This is a genomic window from Pseudomonas sp. BJP69, from assembly GCF_007633355.1.
GTDB lineage: Bacteria > Pseudomonadota > Gammaproteobacteria > Pseudomonadales > Pseudomonadaceae > Aquipseudomonas > Aquipseudomonas juntendi.
Window position 1 is genome coordinate 5,144,531 of sequence record NZ_CP041933.1, and the last position, 15,594, is coordinate 5,160,124.

General features: G+C 62.6%; 12 protein-coding genes. 7 read left to right on the forward strand and 5 right to left on the reverse strand.

Annotation, left to right across the window (positions count from 1 at the left end; all coding sequences use genetic code 11):
- Positions 1 to 170 precede the first annotated feature (170 nt).
- Together glnL and ntrC are read left to right on the forward strand one after the other, a co-directional pair.
- The gene (gene glnL / locus FPB55_RS23995; protein WP_009685004.1) at positions 171 to 1,256 is read left to right on the forward strand and encodes a nitrogen regulation protein NR(II); all 1,086 of its coding nucleotides are present in this window, start codon (positions 171 to 173) and stop codon (positions 1,254 to 1,256) included.
- On the forward strand, positions 1,253 to 2,689 hold the full coding sequence (ntrC, locus tag FPB55_RS24000) for a nitrogen regulation protein NR(I) (protein WP_009685003.1): 1,437 nt from the start codon (positions 1,253 to 1,255) through the stop codon (positions 2,687 to 2,689). The genes glnL and ntrC overlap by 4 nt, the downstream gene beginning before the upstream one ends.
- Positions 2,690 to 3,258: 569 nt before the next feature.
- Here the strand turns inward: ntrC and FPB55_RS24005 are convergent.
- Positions 3,259 to 3,696, reverse strand: a complete 438-nt coding sequence (locus FPB55_RS24005; RefSeq protein ID WP_009685002.1) for a hypothetical protein — start codon at positions 3,694 to 3,696, stop codon at positions 3,259 to 3,261.
- Between FPB55_RS24005 and trmL the strand changes: the two genes are divergently transcribed.
- A complete protein-coding gene (gene trmL, locus FPB55_RS24010; RefSeq protein ID WP_009685001.1) occupies positions 3,695 to 4,156 on the forward strand; it encodes a tRNA (uridine(34)/cytosine(34)/5-carboxymethylaminomethyluridine(34)-2'-O)-methyltransferase TrmL in 462 nt (153 codons plus the stop codon). The two genes, FPB55_RS24005 and trmL, sit on opposite strands and share 2 nt — an antisense overlap.
- Positions 4,157 to 4,275: 119 nt before the next feature.
- Here trmL and secB read toward each other — a convergent pair whose 3' ends face one another.
- From secB to FPB55_RS24025, 3 genes are read right to left on the reverse strand one after another with little or no spacing between them, the layout of a single operon-like run.
- Positions 4,276 to 4,761 carry a protein-export chaperone SecB gene (gene secB / locus FPB55_RS24015; RefSeq protein WP_009685000.1) on the reverse strand — a complete coding sequence of 162 codons (486 nt, stop codon included), beginning with the start codon at positions 4,759 to 4,761 and terminating at the stop codon, positions 4,276 to 4,278.
- A 39-nt stretch (positions 4,762 to 4,800) separates the two neighbouring features.
- Entirely contained in the window at positions 4,801 to 5,055 is a 255-nt protein-coding gene (gene grxC, locus FPB55_RS24020) for a glutaredoxin 3 (RefSeq protein WP_029886544.1), read from the reverse strand.
- Between the two features lies 1 nt (position 5,056).
- Positions 5,057 to 5,470: a rhodanese-like domain-containing protein gene (locus FPB55_RS24025; protein WP_009684998.1), complete on the reverse strand. Its 414-nt coding sequence runs from the start codon at positions 5,468 to 5,470 to the stop codon at positions 5,057 to 5,059.
- A gap of 206 nt (positions 5,471 to 5,676) precedes the next feature.
- On the opposite strand from FPB55_RS24025, the gene gpmM reads away from it, so the two are divergent.
- The 4 genes from gpmM (at position 5,677) to FPB55_RS24045 (ending at position 10,870) form a co-directional block, all read left to right on the forward strand.
- Complete coding sequence (gene gpmM, locus FPB55_RS24030) at positions 5,677 to 7,212, forward strand: 2,3-bisphosphoglycerate-independent phosphoglycerate mutase (RefSeq protein WP_009684996.1); 1,536 nt, start codon at positions 5,677 to 5,679, stop codon at positions 7,210 to 7,212.
- A gap of 173 nt (positions 7,213 to 7,385) precedes the next feature.
- Positions 7,386 to 8,699: a murein hydrolase activator EnvC gene (locus tag FPB55_RS24035; RefSeq protein WP_009684995.1), complete on the forward strand. Its 1,314-nt coding sequence runs from the start codon at positions 7,386 to 7,388 to the stop codon at positions 8,697 to 8,699.
- 78 nt (positions 8,700 to 8,777) lie between these two features.
- The gene (locus FPB55_RS24040; protein ID WP_009684994.1) at positions 8,778 to 10,094 is read left to right on the forward strand and encodes a S41 family peptidase; all 1,317 of its coding nucleotides are present in this window, start codon (positions 8,778 to 8,780) and stop codon (positions 10,092 to 10,094) included.
- Positions 10,095 to 10,102: 8 nt separating this feature from the next.
- The gene (locus FPB55_RS24045; protein ID WP_054881144.1) at positions 10,103 to 10,870 is read left to right on the forward strand and encodes a divergent polysaccharide deacetylase family protein; all 768 of its coding nucleotides are present in this window, start codon (positions 10,103 to 10,105) and stop codon (positions 10,868 to 10,870) included.
- 7 nt (positions 10,871 to 10,877) lie between these two features.
- Here FPB55_RS24045 and FPB55_RS24050 read toward each other — a convergent pair whose 3' ends face one another.
- Positions 10,878 to 15,491: a DUF6543 domain-containing protein gene (locus tag FPB55_RS24050; RefSeq protein ID WP_238706608.1), complete on the reverse strand. Its 4,614-nt coding sequence runs from the start codon at positions 15,489 to 15,491 to the stop codon at positions 10,878 to 10,880.
- Between the last annotated feature and the right edge of the window lie 103 nt (positions 15,492 to 15,594).

Here is a 15,594-nt window from a genome sequence, read left to right on the forward strand (position 1 = left end):
GGTGCGAATCTGCGCGATTTCGGGTGCTCATCGGACAATTCCGCTTCTTTTCGGAGCTTTGGTTTGTTTCTTGCATTTTATGCACTGAAACTGGAATCAGCGGATTCACTGCGCCCCGGGTTCTGGCTGCACCCTGCCAGACAAGCGCCAAAAGAGGTCAACGACGCCTTATGACCATCAGCGATGCACAGCACCGTCTGCTTCTGGACAACCTGACCACCGCCACGCTATTGCTCAACGGTGAGCTGCGCCTGGAATACATGAACCCAGCTGCAGAAATGTTGCTGGCGGTCAGTGGCCAGCGCAGTCACGGGCAGTTCATCAGCGAACTGTTCACTGAATCGACCGAGGCGCTCAGCTCGTTGCGCCAGGCGGTCGAGCAGGCGCACCCGTTTACCAAACGCGAAGCACAACTGACGTCCCTGACCGGGCAGACGATCACGGTCGACTACGCGGTAACGCCAATCCTGCACCAGGGCCAGACCCTGCTGCTGCTGGAGGTGCACCCGCGCGACCGGCTGCTGCGCATCACCAAGGAAGAGGCGCAACTGAGCAAACAGGAAACCACCAAGATGCTGGTGCGGGGCCTGGCTCACGAAATCAAGAACCCCCTCGGGGGCATCCGCGGCGCCGCCCAGCTGCTGGCCCGCGAGCTGCCCGAAGACGGCCTGCGCGACTACACCAATGTGATCATCGAAGAGGCCGACCGCCTGCGCAACCTGGTCGACCGCATGCTGGGCTCGAACAAGCTGCCCTCGCTGGCCATGACCAACATCCATGAAGTACTGGAGCGGGTCTGCAGCCTGGTCGAAGCCGAAAGCCAGGGCTGCATCACATTGGTGCGCGACTACGACCCAAGCCTGCCGGATGTCCTGATCGACCGCGAACAGATGATCCAGGCCGTGCTCAATATCGTGCGCAACGCCATGCAGGCGATCAGTTCGCAGAACGAACTGCGCCTGGGCCGCATCACCTTGCGCAGCCGCGCCTTGCGCCAGTTCACCATCGGCCACGTGCGCCATCGCCTGGTGGCCCGGGTGGAGATCATCGACAACGGCCCGGGCATCCCGCTGGAACTGCAAGACACCCTCTTCTATCCCATGGTCAGCGGTCGCCCGGACGGTACCGGGCTCGGCCTGGCCATTACCCAGAACATCATCAGCCAGCACCAGGGCCTGATCGAGTGTGAAAGCCACGCAGGCCATACCGCCTTCTCGATCTACCTGCCTCTGGAACAAGGAGCCACCGCCTCATGAGCCGAAGTGAAACCGTATGGATCGTCGACGATGATCGCTCCATCCGCTGGGTCCTGGAAAAAGCCCTGCAACAGGAAGGCATGACCACCCAGAGCTTCGATAGCGCAGACGGTGTCATGGGCCGCCTGGCCCGCCAGCAGCCGGACGTGATCATTTCCGACATCCGCATGCCGGGGGCCAGCGGCCTCGACCTGCTGGCGCAGATTCGCGAGCAGCACCCACGCCTGCCGGTCATCATCATGACCGCCCATTCCGACCTGGACAGCGCCGTGGCATCGTACCAAGGCGGTGCTTTCGAGTACCTGCCCAAGCCGTTCGACGTGGACGAGGCGGTTTCGCTGGTCAAGCGGGCCAACCAGCACGCCCAGGAGCAGCAAGGGCTGGACGTGCCACAAAGCCTGGCGCGCACACCGGAGATCATCGGTGAAGCCCCGGCGATGCAGGAGGTGTTCCGCGCCATTGGCCGCCTCAGCCACTCCAACATCACCGTGCTGATCAATGGCGAGTCCGGTACCGGCAAAGAACTGGTAGCCCACGCCCTGCACCGCCACAGCCCGCGCGCAGCGGCACCGTTCATTGCCCTGAACATGGCCGCCATCCCCAAGGACCTGATGGAGTCCGAGCTGTTCGGCCACGAAAAAGGCGCTTTCACTGGCGCCGCCAACCTGCGCCGGGGCCGCTTCGAGCAGGCCGATGGCGGCACCCTGTTCCTCGACGAGATCGGCGACATGCCCGCCGAAACCCAGACTCGCCTGCTGCGGGTGCTGGCAGATGGCGAGTTCTACCGGGTCGGCGGCCACGTGCCGGTCAAGGTAGACGTGCGTATCATCGCCGCTACTCACCAGAACCTCGAGTCACTGGTGCAGGCTGGCAAGTTCCGCGAAGACTTGTTCCACCGCCTGAACGTGATTCGCATCCATATCCCGAGGTTGGCTGACCGGCGCGAAGACATCCCCGCACTCGCCCGCCATTTCCTTGCCCGTGCCGCTCAAGAGCTGGCGGTCGAGCCGAAGGTGCTCAAGCCGGAAACCGAGGAGTTCATCCGCAACCTGCCATGGCCGGGCAACGTGCGGCAGATGGAGAACACCTGCCGCTGGATCACCGTCATGGCCTCCAGCCGCGAGGTACTGATTGGTGACTTGCCGCCGGAGTTGCTGAACCTGCCCCAGGACGCTGCCCCCGTGACCAACTGGGAGCAGGCGCTGCGCCAGTGGGCTGACCAGGCACTGGCGCGTGGGCAATCCAACCTGCTGGACAGCGCGGTGCCAAGCTTTGAGCGGATCATGATCGAGACCGCCCTCAAGCACACCGCCGGCCGGCGCCGCGATGCGGCGCTGTTGCTGGGCTGGGGCCGCAACACCCTGACCCGCAAGATCAAGGAACTGGGGATGAATGTGGCGGGTGGCGATGACGAGGAAGGTGACGAGCACTGAGCGCTAGGTTAACCCTCGAGATCTTTAGGGCTGCTGCGCAGCCCTTTCGCGACACAAGGCCGCTCCTACACGGACCATCTCTGCTTCCGGGCTGGTGGGTTACCTGCAGGAGCAACTGTCTTTCTCAAAATTTGAAAAGCTTGCGCTCCTACATCGATTGATGATGCCGGCCCGGCTCCGCAGGACTGCCGGCCACCCCCGCCCATTGTAAGCGGCCTTGTGCCGCGACAGGGCCGCAAAGCGGCCTCAGCTGTTTCAGCCTTCCGATGCACCGTTCCTGTGCCCGCTGCACCTCGCCAAGGCACAAACCCCCTCAAAAACCGGCCGAATCCCCCTCAAAGCCCAGTATTTCCGGGTTTTGCAAAATTGGCACGCCCCCTGCAATAGCTAATACATACCCAGTTTCGGGGGCCCTGGTACAGGCAGGCCGGGTGAACCCCTCTTTTATTAGCAACACCGCCGTTTTTGGGGACCTCGGTACAGGCAGGCCGGGCCATCCCCCCTTTACACGCAGTACGCCGTAGCCCTTTTGGGGACCCTGGTACAGGCAGGCCGGGATATCCCCTCTTTTATTCCTGCAGGCTCACCTGCAGCCGCCAGCGCCCAGCGTCTTCTGCACCGGCCCATTGGCCGTGCAGGGGGCGCGCGGCCACCACCGTCAGCAACAACCCTTCCTGGCTGTTCTGCAGCCGCCAGCTTACCGGTTTGCCGTTCAGGCTCAATTGGCCCTGCCGGGCCGTGCCCTGGGCCTGGAACAGCACAGCCACCGTGCCTTGGACGTTCTCGGCATGCAGCTTGGGTTCTTCGTTGAACCACAGCGCCAGCCCATTCGACAACACCTCTACCTGCTGCAACTGGCGCTCTACAGGGGCGGTCAGGCGGCCGATCATCAGCCCCACCATTACCCCGACGATCGCCAGCGACAGCAGCATGCGCGGCAACGCCTTCGAACGCACATCCGGTTCGGGGGTAGAATGCCCGTCATCCTCTTGCTTGGAGCCGTGCATGTTTCACGTCATCCTTTTTCAACCAGAAATTCCGCCGAATACCGGCAATATCATTCGCCTGTGCGCCAACAGCGGCTGCCACCTGCACCTGATCGAACCCATCAGCTTCGAACTGGATGACAAGCGCCTGCGCCGCGCGGGGCTGGATTACCACGAGTATGCCACGCTCAAGCGCCACCAGAGCCTGGCCGAATGCCTGGAAAGCCTGGGCAACCCACGGCTGTTCGCCTTTACCACCAAAGGCTCGCACCCGTTCCACGAGGTCGCGTACCAGCCGGGTGACGCGTTCCTGTTCGGGCCGGAGAGCCGCGGGCTGCCGGCAGAAGTCCTCGACAGCCTGCCCGCCGAGCAACGCCTGCGCCTGCCCATGCGCCCAGGCTGCCGCAGCCTGAACCTGTCCAACACGGTGGCGGTGACGGTGTATGAGGCCTGGCGGCAGAACGGGTTTGCCGGGAGCTGATGTGTAAGCCTGCACTGGCCCTATCGCCGGCAAGCCGGCTCCCCCAGGGACCACGTGCGGCTTCCCACACAGCCAACAAAAAAGCGCCCCTAGAGGCGCTTTTCCGATACCGGCAGCAGTTACTGAACGGTTGGCGCTTCGCCGGCTTCCTGCATGCGCTGCATTTCTTGCGCGTACAGGGCGTCGAAGTTGACCGGCGACAGCATCAGCGCCGGGAACGAACCACGGGTTACCAGGCTGTCCAGGGTCTCGCGGGCATACGGGAACAGGATGTTCGGGCAGAACGCACCCAGCGTGTGGCTCATAGAAGCAGCATCGAGGTTGGCGATGAGGAAGATACCCGCCTGCTGCACTTCAGCGATGAACGCGACTTCGTCGCCGTTCTTCACGGTGACCGACAGGGTCAGCACCACCTCATGGAAGTCGCCTTCCAGGGCCTTTTGCTTGGTGTTCAGGTCCAGGGCAACGCTCGGCTCCCAGGTCTGACGGAAGATCTGCGGGCTTTTCGGGGCCTCGAACGACAGGTCGCGCACATAGATACGCTGCAGGGAGAACTGAGGGCTGTTGTCTTCAGCAGCAGCGCCGTTGGTCTGTTGGTCAGTCATGGCAGATCCTTATCCTAATGTTTTCGAATGCAGTGCAAATCAGGCCGCCAGCAACGCGTCGAGCTTGCCGGCGCGTTCCAGGGCATAGAGGTCATCGCATCCACCGACATGGGTACTGCCGATCCAGATCTGCGGCACCGACGTGCGGCCGGCTTTCTGGGCCATCTCGGCGCGCAGTTGCGGTTTGCCGTCGACCTTGATTTCCTCGAATGCCACGCCCTTGCTCTCGAGCAGGTACTTGGCACGCATGCAGTAGGGGCAGTAGTCGCTGGAATAAACGATGACGGGCTTCATATCACTTCACCAGGGGCAGGTTATCGGCTTTCCAGCTGGAAACGCCACCGCTCAGCTTGGCGGCGTTGTAACCGGCCTTGAGCAGATCGCGGCAAATGCTGCCGGACTGCTGGCCCATCGCGTCGACGACGATCAGGGTCTTCTCTTTGTGCTTGTCCAGCTCGGCCATGCGGTTGGCCAGCTTGTCCTGCGGAATGTTCACCGCACCCACGATGTGACCGGCGGAGTACTCCTTGGCCGGGCGGATATCGATCACCAGCGCCTTGTCGGCATTGACCAGGGCAGTCAGCTGACCGTTGCTCAGGCTCTGCCCGCCACGGCGGATTTCATTGATGAGCAGCAGGGCCAGCAGAATGAAGAAGATCGCAACCAGGATGTAGTGATCTGTCGCGAATTGAATCAGGTGAGCAACCATCAGCGGTGTTCCAGGCGATTGAAAATGCCGGCCAGTATACACAGCACCTTGGTACCACCAAAGCCCGACGGGCCGGCCACCAGACCAGCTTCATGTTGCCAGCGCACGCGCGCCGGTCGGGGGATGGGACGATTATTCGCCGCACGTGGCGTATTTGCCCTAAAATGCGTTTCTTTATCATCTTTGAACAACCGTGAGTTTGATTGATGACGAGTACGCCCAAACCCCTGGTCCTGATCATCCTGGATGGCTTCGGCCACAGCGAAAGCCCTGAATACAACGCCATCTATGCCGCTAACACGCCGGTCTACGACCGCCTGCGCGCCAGCCAGCCGCATGGCCTCATTTCCGGCTCGGGCATGGATGTCGGCCTGCCGGACGGGCAGATGGGCAACTCCGAAGTCGGTCACATGAACCTGGGCGCGGGCCGCGTCGTCTATCAGGACTTCACCCGGGTGACCAAGGCCATCCGCGACGGTGAGTTCTTCCAAAACCCGGTGCTCACCGGTGCGGTGGACAAGGCTGCCGGTGCCGGCAAAGCCGTGCACATCCTTGGCCTGCTGTCCGATGGCGGCGTGCACAGCCACCAGGACCACATCGTTGCCATGGCCGAACTGGCCGCGCAGCGCGGCGCGGAAAAAATCTATCTGCACGCCTTCCTCGATGGCCGTGACACCCCGCCACGTAGCGCGCAGTCGTCCATCGAGCTGCTCGACGCCACCTTCGCCAAGCTGGGCAAGGGCCGCATCGCCAGCCTAATCGGCCGCTACTACGCCATGGACCGCGACAACCGCTGGGACCGCGTCAGCGCCGCCTACAACCTGATCGTCGACAGCAGCGCCGAATACACCGCTGACACCGCCGTGGCAGGCCTGCAAGCGGCCTACGCCCGTGACGAGAGCGACGAGTTCGTCAAGGCCACGCGCATTGGCGCAGCAGTCAAGGTCGAAGACGGCGATGCCGTGATCTTCATGAACTTCCGCGCCGACCGCGCTCGCGAGCTGTCGCGCGCCTTCGTCGAGCCGGATTTCACCGAATTCGCCCGTGCGCGCCTGCCAGAAATGGCGGCCTACATCGGCCTGACCCAGTATTCGGCGAAAATCCCGGCACCCGCTGCCTTTGCTCCGTCCAGCCTGAACAATGTACTGGGCGAGTACCTGGCAAAGCACGGCAAGACCCAACTGCGTATCGCCGAAACCGAAAAATACGCCCACGTCACCTTCTTCTTCTCCGGTGGCCGCGAAGAGCCATTCGAAGGCGAAGAGCGCATCCTGATCCCATCGCCGAAGGTCGCCACCTACGACCTGCAGCCGGAAATGAGCGCACCGCAAGTGACCGACCGCATTGTCGAAGCCATCGAGCAACAGCGCTTCGACGTGATCGTGGTCAACTACGCCAACGGTGACATGGTCGGCCACACCGGCGTGTTCGAAGCGGCAGTCAAGGCTGTCGAAGCGCTGGACAACTGCGTTGGCCGCATTGTCGAGGCGCTGGACAAGGTCGGTGGCGAAGCGCTGATCACCGCCGACCACGGGAACGTCGAGCAGATGGAAGACGAGTCCACCGGCCAGGCCCACACCGCACACACCACCGAGCCGGTGCCGTTCATCTATGTCGGCAAGCGCAACGTGAAAGTGCGTGATGGCGGCGTGCTGGCCGATGTTGCGCCGACCATGTTGAAGCTGCTGGGGCTGGAAAAGCCTGCCGAAATGACCGGCACTTCGATTCTGGTAGACGCCTGAATCTGCGTATTGGGGCCGCTTTGCGGCCCATCGCGACGCAAGGCCGCTCCTACAGGGCCCCGATAACACCTGAATTCCAGACAAACGCCTCGCGACACTGGCAGCGAGGCGTTTTTTTTGCCCGCCCAGGCGGGCATACTAGGCCAGTCTCCATCCTTGGTACGCCAAACCCCATGCTTCGCGCCCTGATCCTCCTAGCCTTGTCATGCCTGCTCAGCCCGGCCTTCGCCGATGAGCGCGCACAGACCCAGCAGCAACTGGACGCCACCCGCCAGGACATTGCCGAGCTCAAGAAAACACTGGGCAAGCTCCAGGAAGAAAAAGCCGGTGTGCAAAAGGACCTGAAAGCCACCGAGACCGACATCGGCAACCTCGAAAAGCAGGTGGAGGCACTGCAGCAAGCGCTAAAAAAGACCGAGGGCGAGCTGGAGCGCCTTGAAACCGAGAAAAAAAAACTCCAGACCGCCCGCGTTGAACAGCAACGGCTGATCGCCATTCAGGCCCGCTCGGCCTACCAGAACAACGGTCGCGAGGAATACCTCAAGCTGCTGCTCAACCAGCAGAACCCAGAGAAATTCGCCCGCACCCTGACCTACTACGACTACATGAGCAAGGCGCGCCTGGAGCAGCTGCGCACCTTCAACGAAACCCTCCGCCAGCTGGCCAGTGTCGAGCAGCAGATGTCTGCCCAGCAGCAACAGTTGCTGGCCCAGCGCGCCGACCTTGACAGCCGCCGCCAGGCCCTGGAGAGCGAACGCGGCAAGCGCCAGCAGGTATTGGCCAAGCTCAACAGCGACATGAAAGACCGCGACCAGAAGCTCCAGGCCCGTCAGCAGGACCAGGCCGACCTGGCCAAAGTCCTCAAGACCATCGAGGAAACCCTGGCACGCCAGGCCCGCGAGGCTGAAGAGGCACGCAAGAAAGCCTTGCTGGCGCAGCAGGAAGCGGAAAAACGCCGGCAGCAAGAGGCCCTGGCCGCCGCTGCGCGCAACCAGGCGCGCGAGCCTGAAGCGCCGGTAGAGCCGCCGAAAAAGGCTCGTACCACCCTCGGGCCGATGGTTTCCAGCGACGGAGCCAACTACGGCGGAGCATTTTCTGCAGCACGGGGCAAACTTCCTTGGCCAGTCAATGGTCGATTGTTGGCACGCTTCGGCGATGCACGCGGCAACGATGCCCGGGCCAAATGGGACGGTGTGATGATCAGCGCCAACCCCGGCACACAAGTGCGCGCCGTGCACGGCGGGCGTGTGGTGTTCGCCGACTGGTTGCGCGGCGCCGGGCTTCTGGTCATTCTCGATCATGGCAACGGTTACCTGAGCCTGTACGGCCATAACCAGAGCCTGCTGAAAAGTGCCGGTGACATCGTCAAGGCCGGTGAAGCCATATCCACCGTCGGCGACAGCGGTGGCCAGGACGCGGCAGGCTTGTACTTCGCCATCCGCCAGCAGGGCCGGCCTACCGACCCTTCGCAGTGGTGCCGGGGTTAGTCAACTTTCTACGGCGCGGCCCAAACGCTGCACCGATGCTCCGCAGGGAGCGCTTACAGGATCAGGAGTCCGTTCGACATGCTGCACTCGCCTCGTCTCACCCAGTTGGCCCTGTCCATCGCCCTGGCGGTCGGCGCGCCCCTGGCCACTGCCGCGGAGCCGGCCAAGGCGGCAGCTGTGCCGGCCACCGAGGTCACTGCCAAGGCGCCACTGCCACTGGAAGAGCTGCGCACCTTCGCCGAAGTCATGGACCGCATCAAGGCGGCCTATGTCGAGCCGGTAGATGACAAGACCCTGCTGGAGAATGCCATCAAGGGCATGCTCAGCAACCTCGACCCACACTCGGCCTACCTAGGCCCCGAGGACTTCCAGGAACTGCAGGAAAGCACCAGCGGCGAGTTCGGCGGGCTGGGTATCGAAGTGGGCCAGGAAGACGGCTTCATCAAGGTGGTCTCGCCGATCGATGACACCCCGGCCTCGCGTGCAGGCGTCCAGGCCGGCGACCTGATCGTCAAGATCAACGGCGCCCCGACCCGCGGCCAGACCATGACCGAAGCGGTGGACAAGATGCGCGGCAAGGTCGGCGACAAAATCACCCTGACCCTGGTCCGCGACGGCGGTAACCCCTTCGACGTGACCCTGGCCCGCGCGGTGATCCAGGTCAAGAGCGTGAAGAGCCAGCTGCTGGAAAACGACTACGGCTATATCCGCATCACCCAGTTCCAGGTCAAGACCGGCGACGAGGTGGGCAAAGCCCTGGCCAAGCTGCGCAAGGACAACGGCAAGAAACTGCGCGGGGTGGTGCTCGACCTGCGCAACAACCCGGGTGGCGTGCTGCAATCGGCCGTGGAAGTGGCCGACCACTTCCTCACCAAGGGCCTGATCGTCTACACCAAGGGCCGCATCGCCAATTCCGAACTGCGCTTCTCGGCCGACCCGGCCGACGCCAGCGAAGGGGTGCCACTGGTGGTGCTGATCAACGGCGGCAGCGCCTCGGCTTCGGAAATTGTAGCGGGCGCACTGCAAGACCAGAAGCGCGCCGTGCTGATGGGCACCGACAGCTTCGGCAAAGGCTCGGTACAAACCGTGCTGCCATTGGCCAATGACCGCGCCCTGAAGCTGACCACCGCACTGTACTTCACCCCCAATGGCCGTTCGATCCAGGCCCAGGGTATCGTCCCCGACATCGAAGTACGTCAGGCCAAGCTCACTGCCGAGGTCGACACCGACAACTTCAAGGAAGCCGACCTGCAGGGCCACCTGGGCAACGGTAACGGCGGCGCCGACCGCCCGACCGGCAGCAGCAAGCGCAAGGAGCGCCCACAGGACGACGACTTCCAACTGAGCCAGGCACTGAGCCTGCTCAAAGGCCTCAACATCACCTCGGGCAAATGATCCAGCCCGTGCGGTACCTGCTGTGCCTGGTGTTCTGCCTGTTGGCCGGGGTCGCGCAAGCGGCGCCGGCCGGCAAGGCCTACATGAGCATCATCATCGACGACCTTGGCCAGAGCCCCAACCGGGACAGCCGCACCTTGGCCCTACCCGGCCCGGTGACCATGGCCATCATGCCCGACACCCCGCATGCAACCGACTTCGCCCGCCAAGCGCACAAGGCTGGCAAAACGGTGATCCTGCACATGCCAATGGACCCGGCCACCGGGCCCTATGCCTGGCACCCCGGCATCGCCGGCGAAGAGCTGGCCCGGCGCCTGGACAGCGCGCTGCTCAAGGTGCCTTACGCGGCCGGCATCAACAACCATATGGGCAGCCGCATGACGGCCCAGCGCGAACCCATGGCCTGGCTGATGGGCGAATTGCAACGTCGCCATCTGTTCTTCGTCGACAGCCGCACCAGTGCCGCCACCGTCGCGGCTGCAGAAGCACAGGCGCAAGGCCTGGCGCATGTCTCGCGGGATGTGTTTCTCGATGACGTGCGCACCACCGAAGCCATTGCCGGGCAGTTGCAACAAGGCGTGGCCCTGGCGCACAAGCAAGGCTCGGCAGTGCTGATCGGCCACCCTTACCCGCAAACGCTGGAGGTGCTGGCCCGCGAACTGCCCCGCCTGAAAAGCCAGGGCATCACGCTGCTGGGCCTGCCACAGATGATTGCCGAGCGCAGCAACCAGGCCATGCCGGCACATGGCCGGCAGGGCCGCTACAGCAACCGATGACCCGAACCTACTGTGCTGCTGGACGATCGAAAGGAATGATCCCCGTGGCTTGCTGTAGTGTCAGCTTGCCGCGGTAAAGCTGCTGCCCTGTATCCCTGGCAACCTGGCTGCTCAGGTAACGCTGGGCCCACACCTTCAGGTGCCCCGAAGTAAAATCCCGGGCGTAGGCAGCCTGCGACCGCAAATGGAAATGCACAGCCCAGAGTTTACGGTTGTTTGACAAGAGCTGGACCAGGTACTCATCGAAAGCGCTACCGTCCGCCATGACATGCCGCTTGAGGTATACGACCTTGATCGCCTTCAAATCGTAAAGAAAGCGCAGGGCTTCGGCAGTGGGGCGGCTGGTGTGGGTGTACAGGGTGGTAAGTTGCACCTCCTTCTCTGCACGCAGCGCATTCACTTCCTGTTCCAAGGTCTTGATCAGCGCATCGTCGCCACCGGCATCGCGCACTACGCTCACTGCCTCGGTCAGTTTGTTCAGCTGAAGATCGTATATCCTGGCCACCAGCGACCCGCTGATATCGATCTCGACATAGGCCTTGGCTGAGGCTCGATGGGCATTGCTCTTATTCAGTAGAGACTGCACCCAACTAGCGAGATCGGCTAGGGGGGCTTCGTCGGATAACGATGGCTGCTGGACCTCGCGCCACTCGCCATCTACTTGTTCAAAGGTGGCCAATACCTTATCGCTGATCTTCTCACGCACCTCGAGCAAGGATTGCCCTTCGATAAGGTTGCCGATCATCAGTTGCCCCTGGCCATTACGCACCAACCGCTGCGGCACGCGGGACGCCGGATAAGGCCTACGCCCGGCCGGTAGAAGGGGGTGATCCTGCTCATCATACGCTATGCCCAGACGTACGTTCACATCGAGCTTGAGTTTGCTGATGTGCTCCCGATAGCGCTCGATCATGGCCGGTTCGATCAACGCCCCACCCTCTCGGCGAACGCGATCGCTGTTGACCAGCGCAGCACTGTATTCGTCCCAGGCTTCGTGCAGGATGACGATCCTGTCCTGCGCCGGCAGGTTGGAGAAGGCCAGCTCGCCGTGGGCTTCGGCCGCGTTGCGCAGGCTTGAGCTGACCAGGGCAGCTCTGTAGCCTGCAATGACGTCTGGCCGGTCGCTTTCCAGGTGCAGCGCCAGCTCGGCCAGATTCACCACCTGGTGGAAACGCAGTTGAACTGTACTGACGCTGCGCTTGGCAATTATGTCTGCGACGGTGCCTTTGGCGTTGCCCCCCCAATCCTTTACCTCGAAATCTTCCGGCGTTTCGGTCAACAATTGATCCAGCTGCTCACTCCCGACCAACATGCGATCCTGCACGTCGATCACGACTTGCTGTTTGACGCGCAACTTCTCATACAAATCCGCGAATTCACGGACTGGCCGCCCATCCAGCGCGTTTTGCATCTCCACAAGCTCGGGGTAATTCGCAAGGCTCCAGAGCTCGGTGAAAGTAATCTCGGCATCGTTGATAGCGCTGTTGCGAACAACTTTATCGTGCTCGGCAAGCACCCCGTCCCAGCCCCCCTTTTCCCGCTCACGGGCAAATTTGTCTTCTCGCATGGTCGCGTGCAGCGCCAGTATTTCAATATCGGCGCCGACCGCAGCTTCCAGCTCCTTCAGCATCCGGTTCATCTGTGTGAAGTGGTCCTGCTCGAACGTAATCTTGCGCTTATCGTAAAGCGCGAGCGTTGTGCGCAACTGCGACTTACCCGCTTCGTCTTCGGCGGGCAACGCGGCCAGCCTTTCGGATGCGGTGGCCCGAAGCTCCCTGAGTTTCAGCAGTTTTTCGCGCAATTCGTCCACAGCCTTGGCAAAAGGCCCGGCTTGCTTTCTGGCCTCCCGGGCGCGACTGTCAAGGCCCTCTATCTTTTGGTGCATGTCGCGAAACCGATCCCTCAGCCACTTTTGTGTACGCTCTCGCCCCATGCCACCCCGCAGACCAAGCGCCGTGTCCACACGCCACACGCCGTCGACGAAACGCAGCCAGGGCCCCGCGGCTCCGCCACCATCGACCACCCGTACACCCTCTGGCAACCGCTCCACGCGGTAGGTATCACTGGCCAGGGCTACATAATGATCGCCGTCGATCAGGTACAAGCCCGTCGCCGTACCTTGGTTCAAGGGCTGCACGCCCGCAAGCGAGACCGGTGCACGCATGGCCCTGAGTGCTTCGCGCTGTTCGCGCGGCAACCAGTTGAAGCCACTCTGACCTCGCCATGAAAAATCGAGCCAGCGGCTCGGCAGCGCTTGGCCAGGCGCAGGCGTTTCCTCGATAGGCGCGATTGCAATTTCGGCAAATGCGCCGCGCTGCGCCTCAGGCCCCTCGACCTCCGCCGCACCGGGCAATGCATAGGAGGGAAAGGCTTTGGCGGGTTGCCTGGCATGCAGCAACACCATGCCCAGGTTCAATATCAGGTCAACCGTTGCCGCCGACCGATCAAACTCATTGCCACGTTCCAAGGCCTCAATGTCTTGCTGCAACGCGTTCAGCAATTGCACCAACCAGGCCACCGAGGCCACAGGCCCCCGAAGCGCCAAGGTCACGACATCGAACAGCAGCCATGCCCCCTCGCACAAGGTCTGCCAGCGGCTCTCGGCGTTGGACACAGACTGTTCATCAGCGAGCGTCAGCAGCAGGTCCCGATTGGCTGTATATAGTTTCTCGTCAATGTTGCTACGCCAGAACTCGATCGCCAGCCTGGCAGGTTCCGGACGCTCAGGCAGCGCATAGGGGTCGATGCCGATGACGCTGATGTGCGGTTCGCGGAAACCACCATGGTCGTAGACAGGCCTGACGCTGGGCTGCATCCAGTCGAGAATACTCTCCTGCAAAATCTCCGATTCACGCACGTGTTCGAGCAAAGCCGAGAGGCTGGCATATTCACGCAGCGTGTCTTTGGCGAACAAGGGCCGGTACAGCAACACCAGCGAGGGTTCCGCGCAAAACAGGATGTACATGCAGCGTACCGGGTCCGTGACCCTGGACGCTGCGCTACGCCTGAACGCCAGCGGAAACAGGATCATGCGCGGCGCGTCGGGGTCGACGTGCCCCGCACAATAGTCGACCACGCATTGCAGGCCTGGCTCTTTGATCTTGCCGTCCATCTTGGCAGTGAGTGCAGCGGCCAGCAGTGCTGCACGCCATTCCCGCCCCAGGCGCGTGACACGGTCCGCGCGCTTGGCCGGATCGTCCAGTTGCGCCGCGACATAGGCAGGATAATGGCTACCGATATCCACTTTGGTTACGAGGGCTCTGGCGGCGTCGGCATCGAGCCATGCCGGTGCCTCGCCCCCGCCACGCAGGTAAATGCGCTCGATTGCCGCCCCCTTGAGCGACGCGAGGTTGCCAATGGCAAATTCGGTGAGCGTCTTGCTCCCGACGAAGGCCAATGGCTCGCCGCCGCCGGTGCCTGTGCCCGCCCCACCAGGGATCCCACGGGCCAGGTAAAGGTCGAATACAAGATCGTCCGGCGAGCTGTCTGCCCCGTGATCCTCGCGGATCTGCCTGGTCAGCCGTTGACGGGCGTAATCGGTCAGCGACTGAACGCCATCCAGTGCTGAGACCCCACCCGAGTCGAGCTGGTAAAGCGCGAGCTGCAGCAAGGCAGCGCTGCAGGCAAAACTGTCCTGCGCACTGGCCATCAACCCAGGGGGAGGTTGCACTGCCGGGGTTTCATCCGGGTACCCCACGAACCAGGAAGAAGGGTCGCCAAGCTGGTCAAAACGCTGTTCAAGGGCCGGAACATCCTGGATATCGGCATAACGCGCAAGCTCGACCCTGGCGAGCACCGTATCGAGCAGCAGCGAGACCTGCTGGGCAAACACATTGCCGGTGGCGGGATAGCGTTGCCAACTCATCCGTTCGAAGGCGTAGCGTTGCGCCAGTTCGTCACGCAAGGCCAGGCCGAACGCGTGCAACGACTCGAAACTGCGTACTATCCCCGAAGGTGCGCACCACAGGATGACCTGACGCTCATCCCACTCGGCGGCTATCAGCATCTGGCATTGCAGTTGATCGTATTGCATGGAGGCACTGGTCAGCCGGGTCTGCACGAAGTACACCGCGGGCTGCTCATCACCGCCGTGCAGCAGGCCGCGGATACAGGCCTGCTCCTGCGGGCCCAGTCCCTGCCAGGGCAAGCTGCGCAGTAGCGCGAGCTTGAGCAGCAACTGCAACCATTCGTCGCGACTCACCCCGGCGCTGCCCTTGCCTCGCCAGAACTCGAGCTGGGCCTCGCAGAAGTGTCGTGGCAAGTCCTCAACCAGCTGGTTCAGGGCAGCTGACAAGTCTGGCAACTGCCGGGTGTCGAACTCGCTCGACGAGCCGGAGAAACGATGGATGCCCGTCAGCCCGAGGTTGTAATGGCGCCCATCCGCCAGTGGCTCCAGGCTCAACGCCTGAGGGTCGAGCAAGGCTTCCAGAACTCGGTCCACAAAGGGTGCCGTGGTCCAGTACGTGGTAGAGGGATCCGGGCTGTCCAGCATCAAGGGGTCAGCATTGGTGAGTGCAGGCTTGGCGTAGGCCAACCACGGCAGGTTCGACAGCAGCACGCGCAGTAGCTGCGCACTGGCGACCTGGCGCAGGGTCGGCCGGCCGTCGAACTGCCCGGCCACGGCCTGGCGGAAATCGAAGGGGGGTATCTTGTAACTCGTCATGCTGGGTGCCTCCGCTGAAAAAAACGCAGGCTGCGGTATTCAGGTGCGATACCCGCGCTAC

Bases quoted from the DNA above. Each gene is read 5' to 3' on its own strand.
- FPB55_RS24005 (WP_009685002.1), bottom strand. From the start codon at position 3,696: ATGCACGGCTCCAAGCAAGAGGATGACGGGCATTCTACCCCCGAACCG.
- grxC (WP_029886544.1), bottom strand. From the start codon at position 5,055: ATGAAGCCCGTCATCGTTTATTCCAGCGACTACTGCCCCTACTGCATG.
- secB (WP_009685000.1), bottom strand. From the start codon at position 4,761: ATGACTGACCAACAGACCAACGGCGCTGCTGCTGAAGACAACAGCCCT.
- glnL (WP_009685004.1), top strand. From the start codon at position 171: ATGACCATCAGCGATGCACAGCACCGTCTGCTTCTGGACAACCTGACC.
- gpmM (WP_009684996.1), top strand. From the start codon at position 5,677: ATGACGAGTACGCCCAAACCCCTGGTCCTGATCATCCTGGATGGCTTC.
- FPB55_RS24025 (WP_009684998.1), bottom strand. From the start codon at position 5,470: ATGGTTGCTCACCTGATTCAATTCGCGACAGATCACTACATCCTGGTT.
- trmL (WP_009685001.1), top strand. From the start codon at position 3,695: ATGTTTCACGTCATCCTTTTTCAACCAGAAATTCCGCCGAATACCGGC.
- ntrC (WP_009685003.1), top strand. From the start codon at position 1,253: ATGAGCCGAAGTGAAACCGTATGGATCGTCGACGATGATCGCTCCATC.
- FPB55_RS24040 (WP_009684994.1), top strand. From the start codon at position 8,778: ATGCTGCACTCGCCTCGTCTCACCCAGTTGGCCCTGTCCATCGCCCTG.
- FPB55_RS24035 (WP_009684995.1), top strand. From the start codon at position 7,386: ATGCTTCGCGCCCTGATCCTCCTAGCCTTGTCATGCCTGCTCAGCCCG.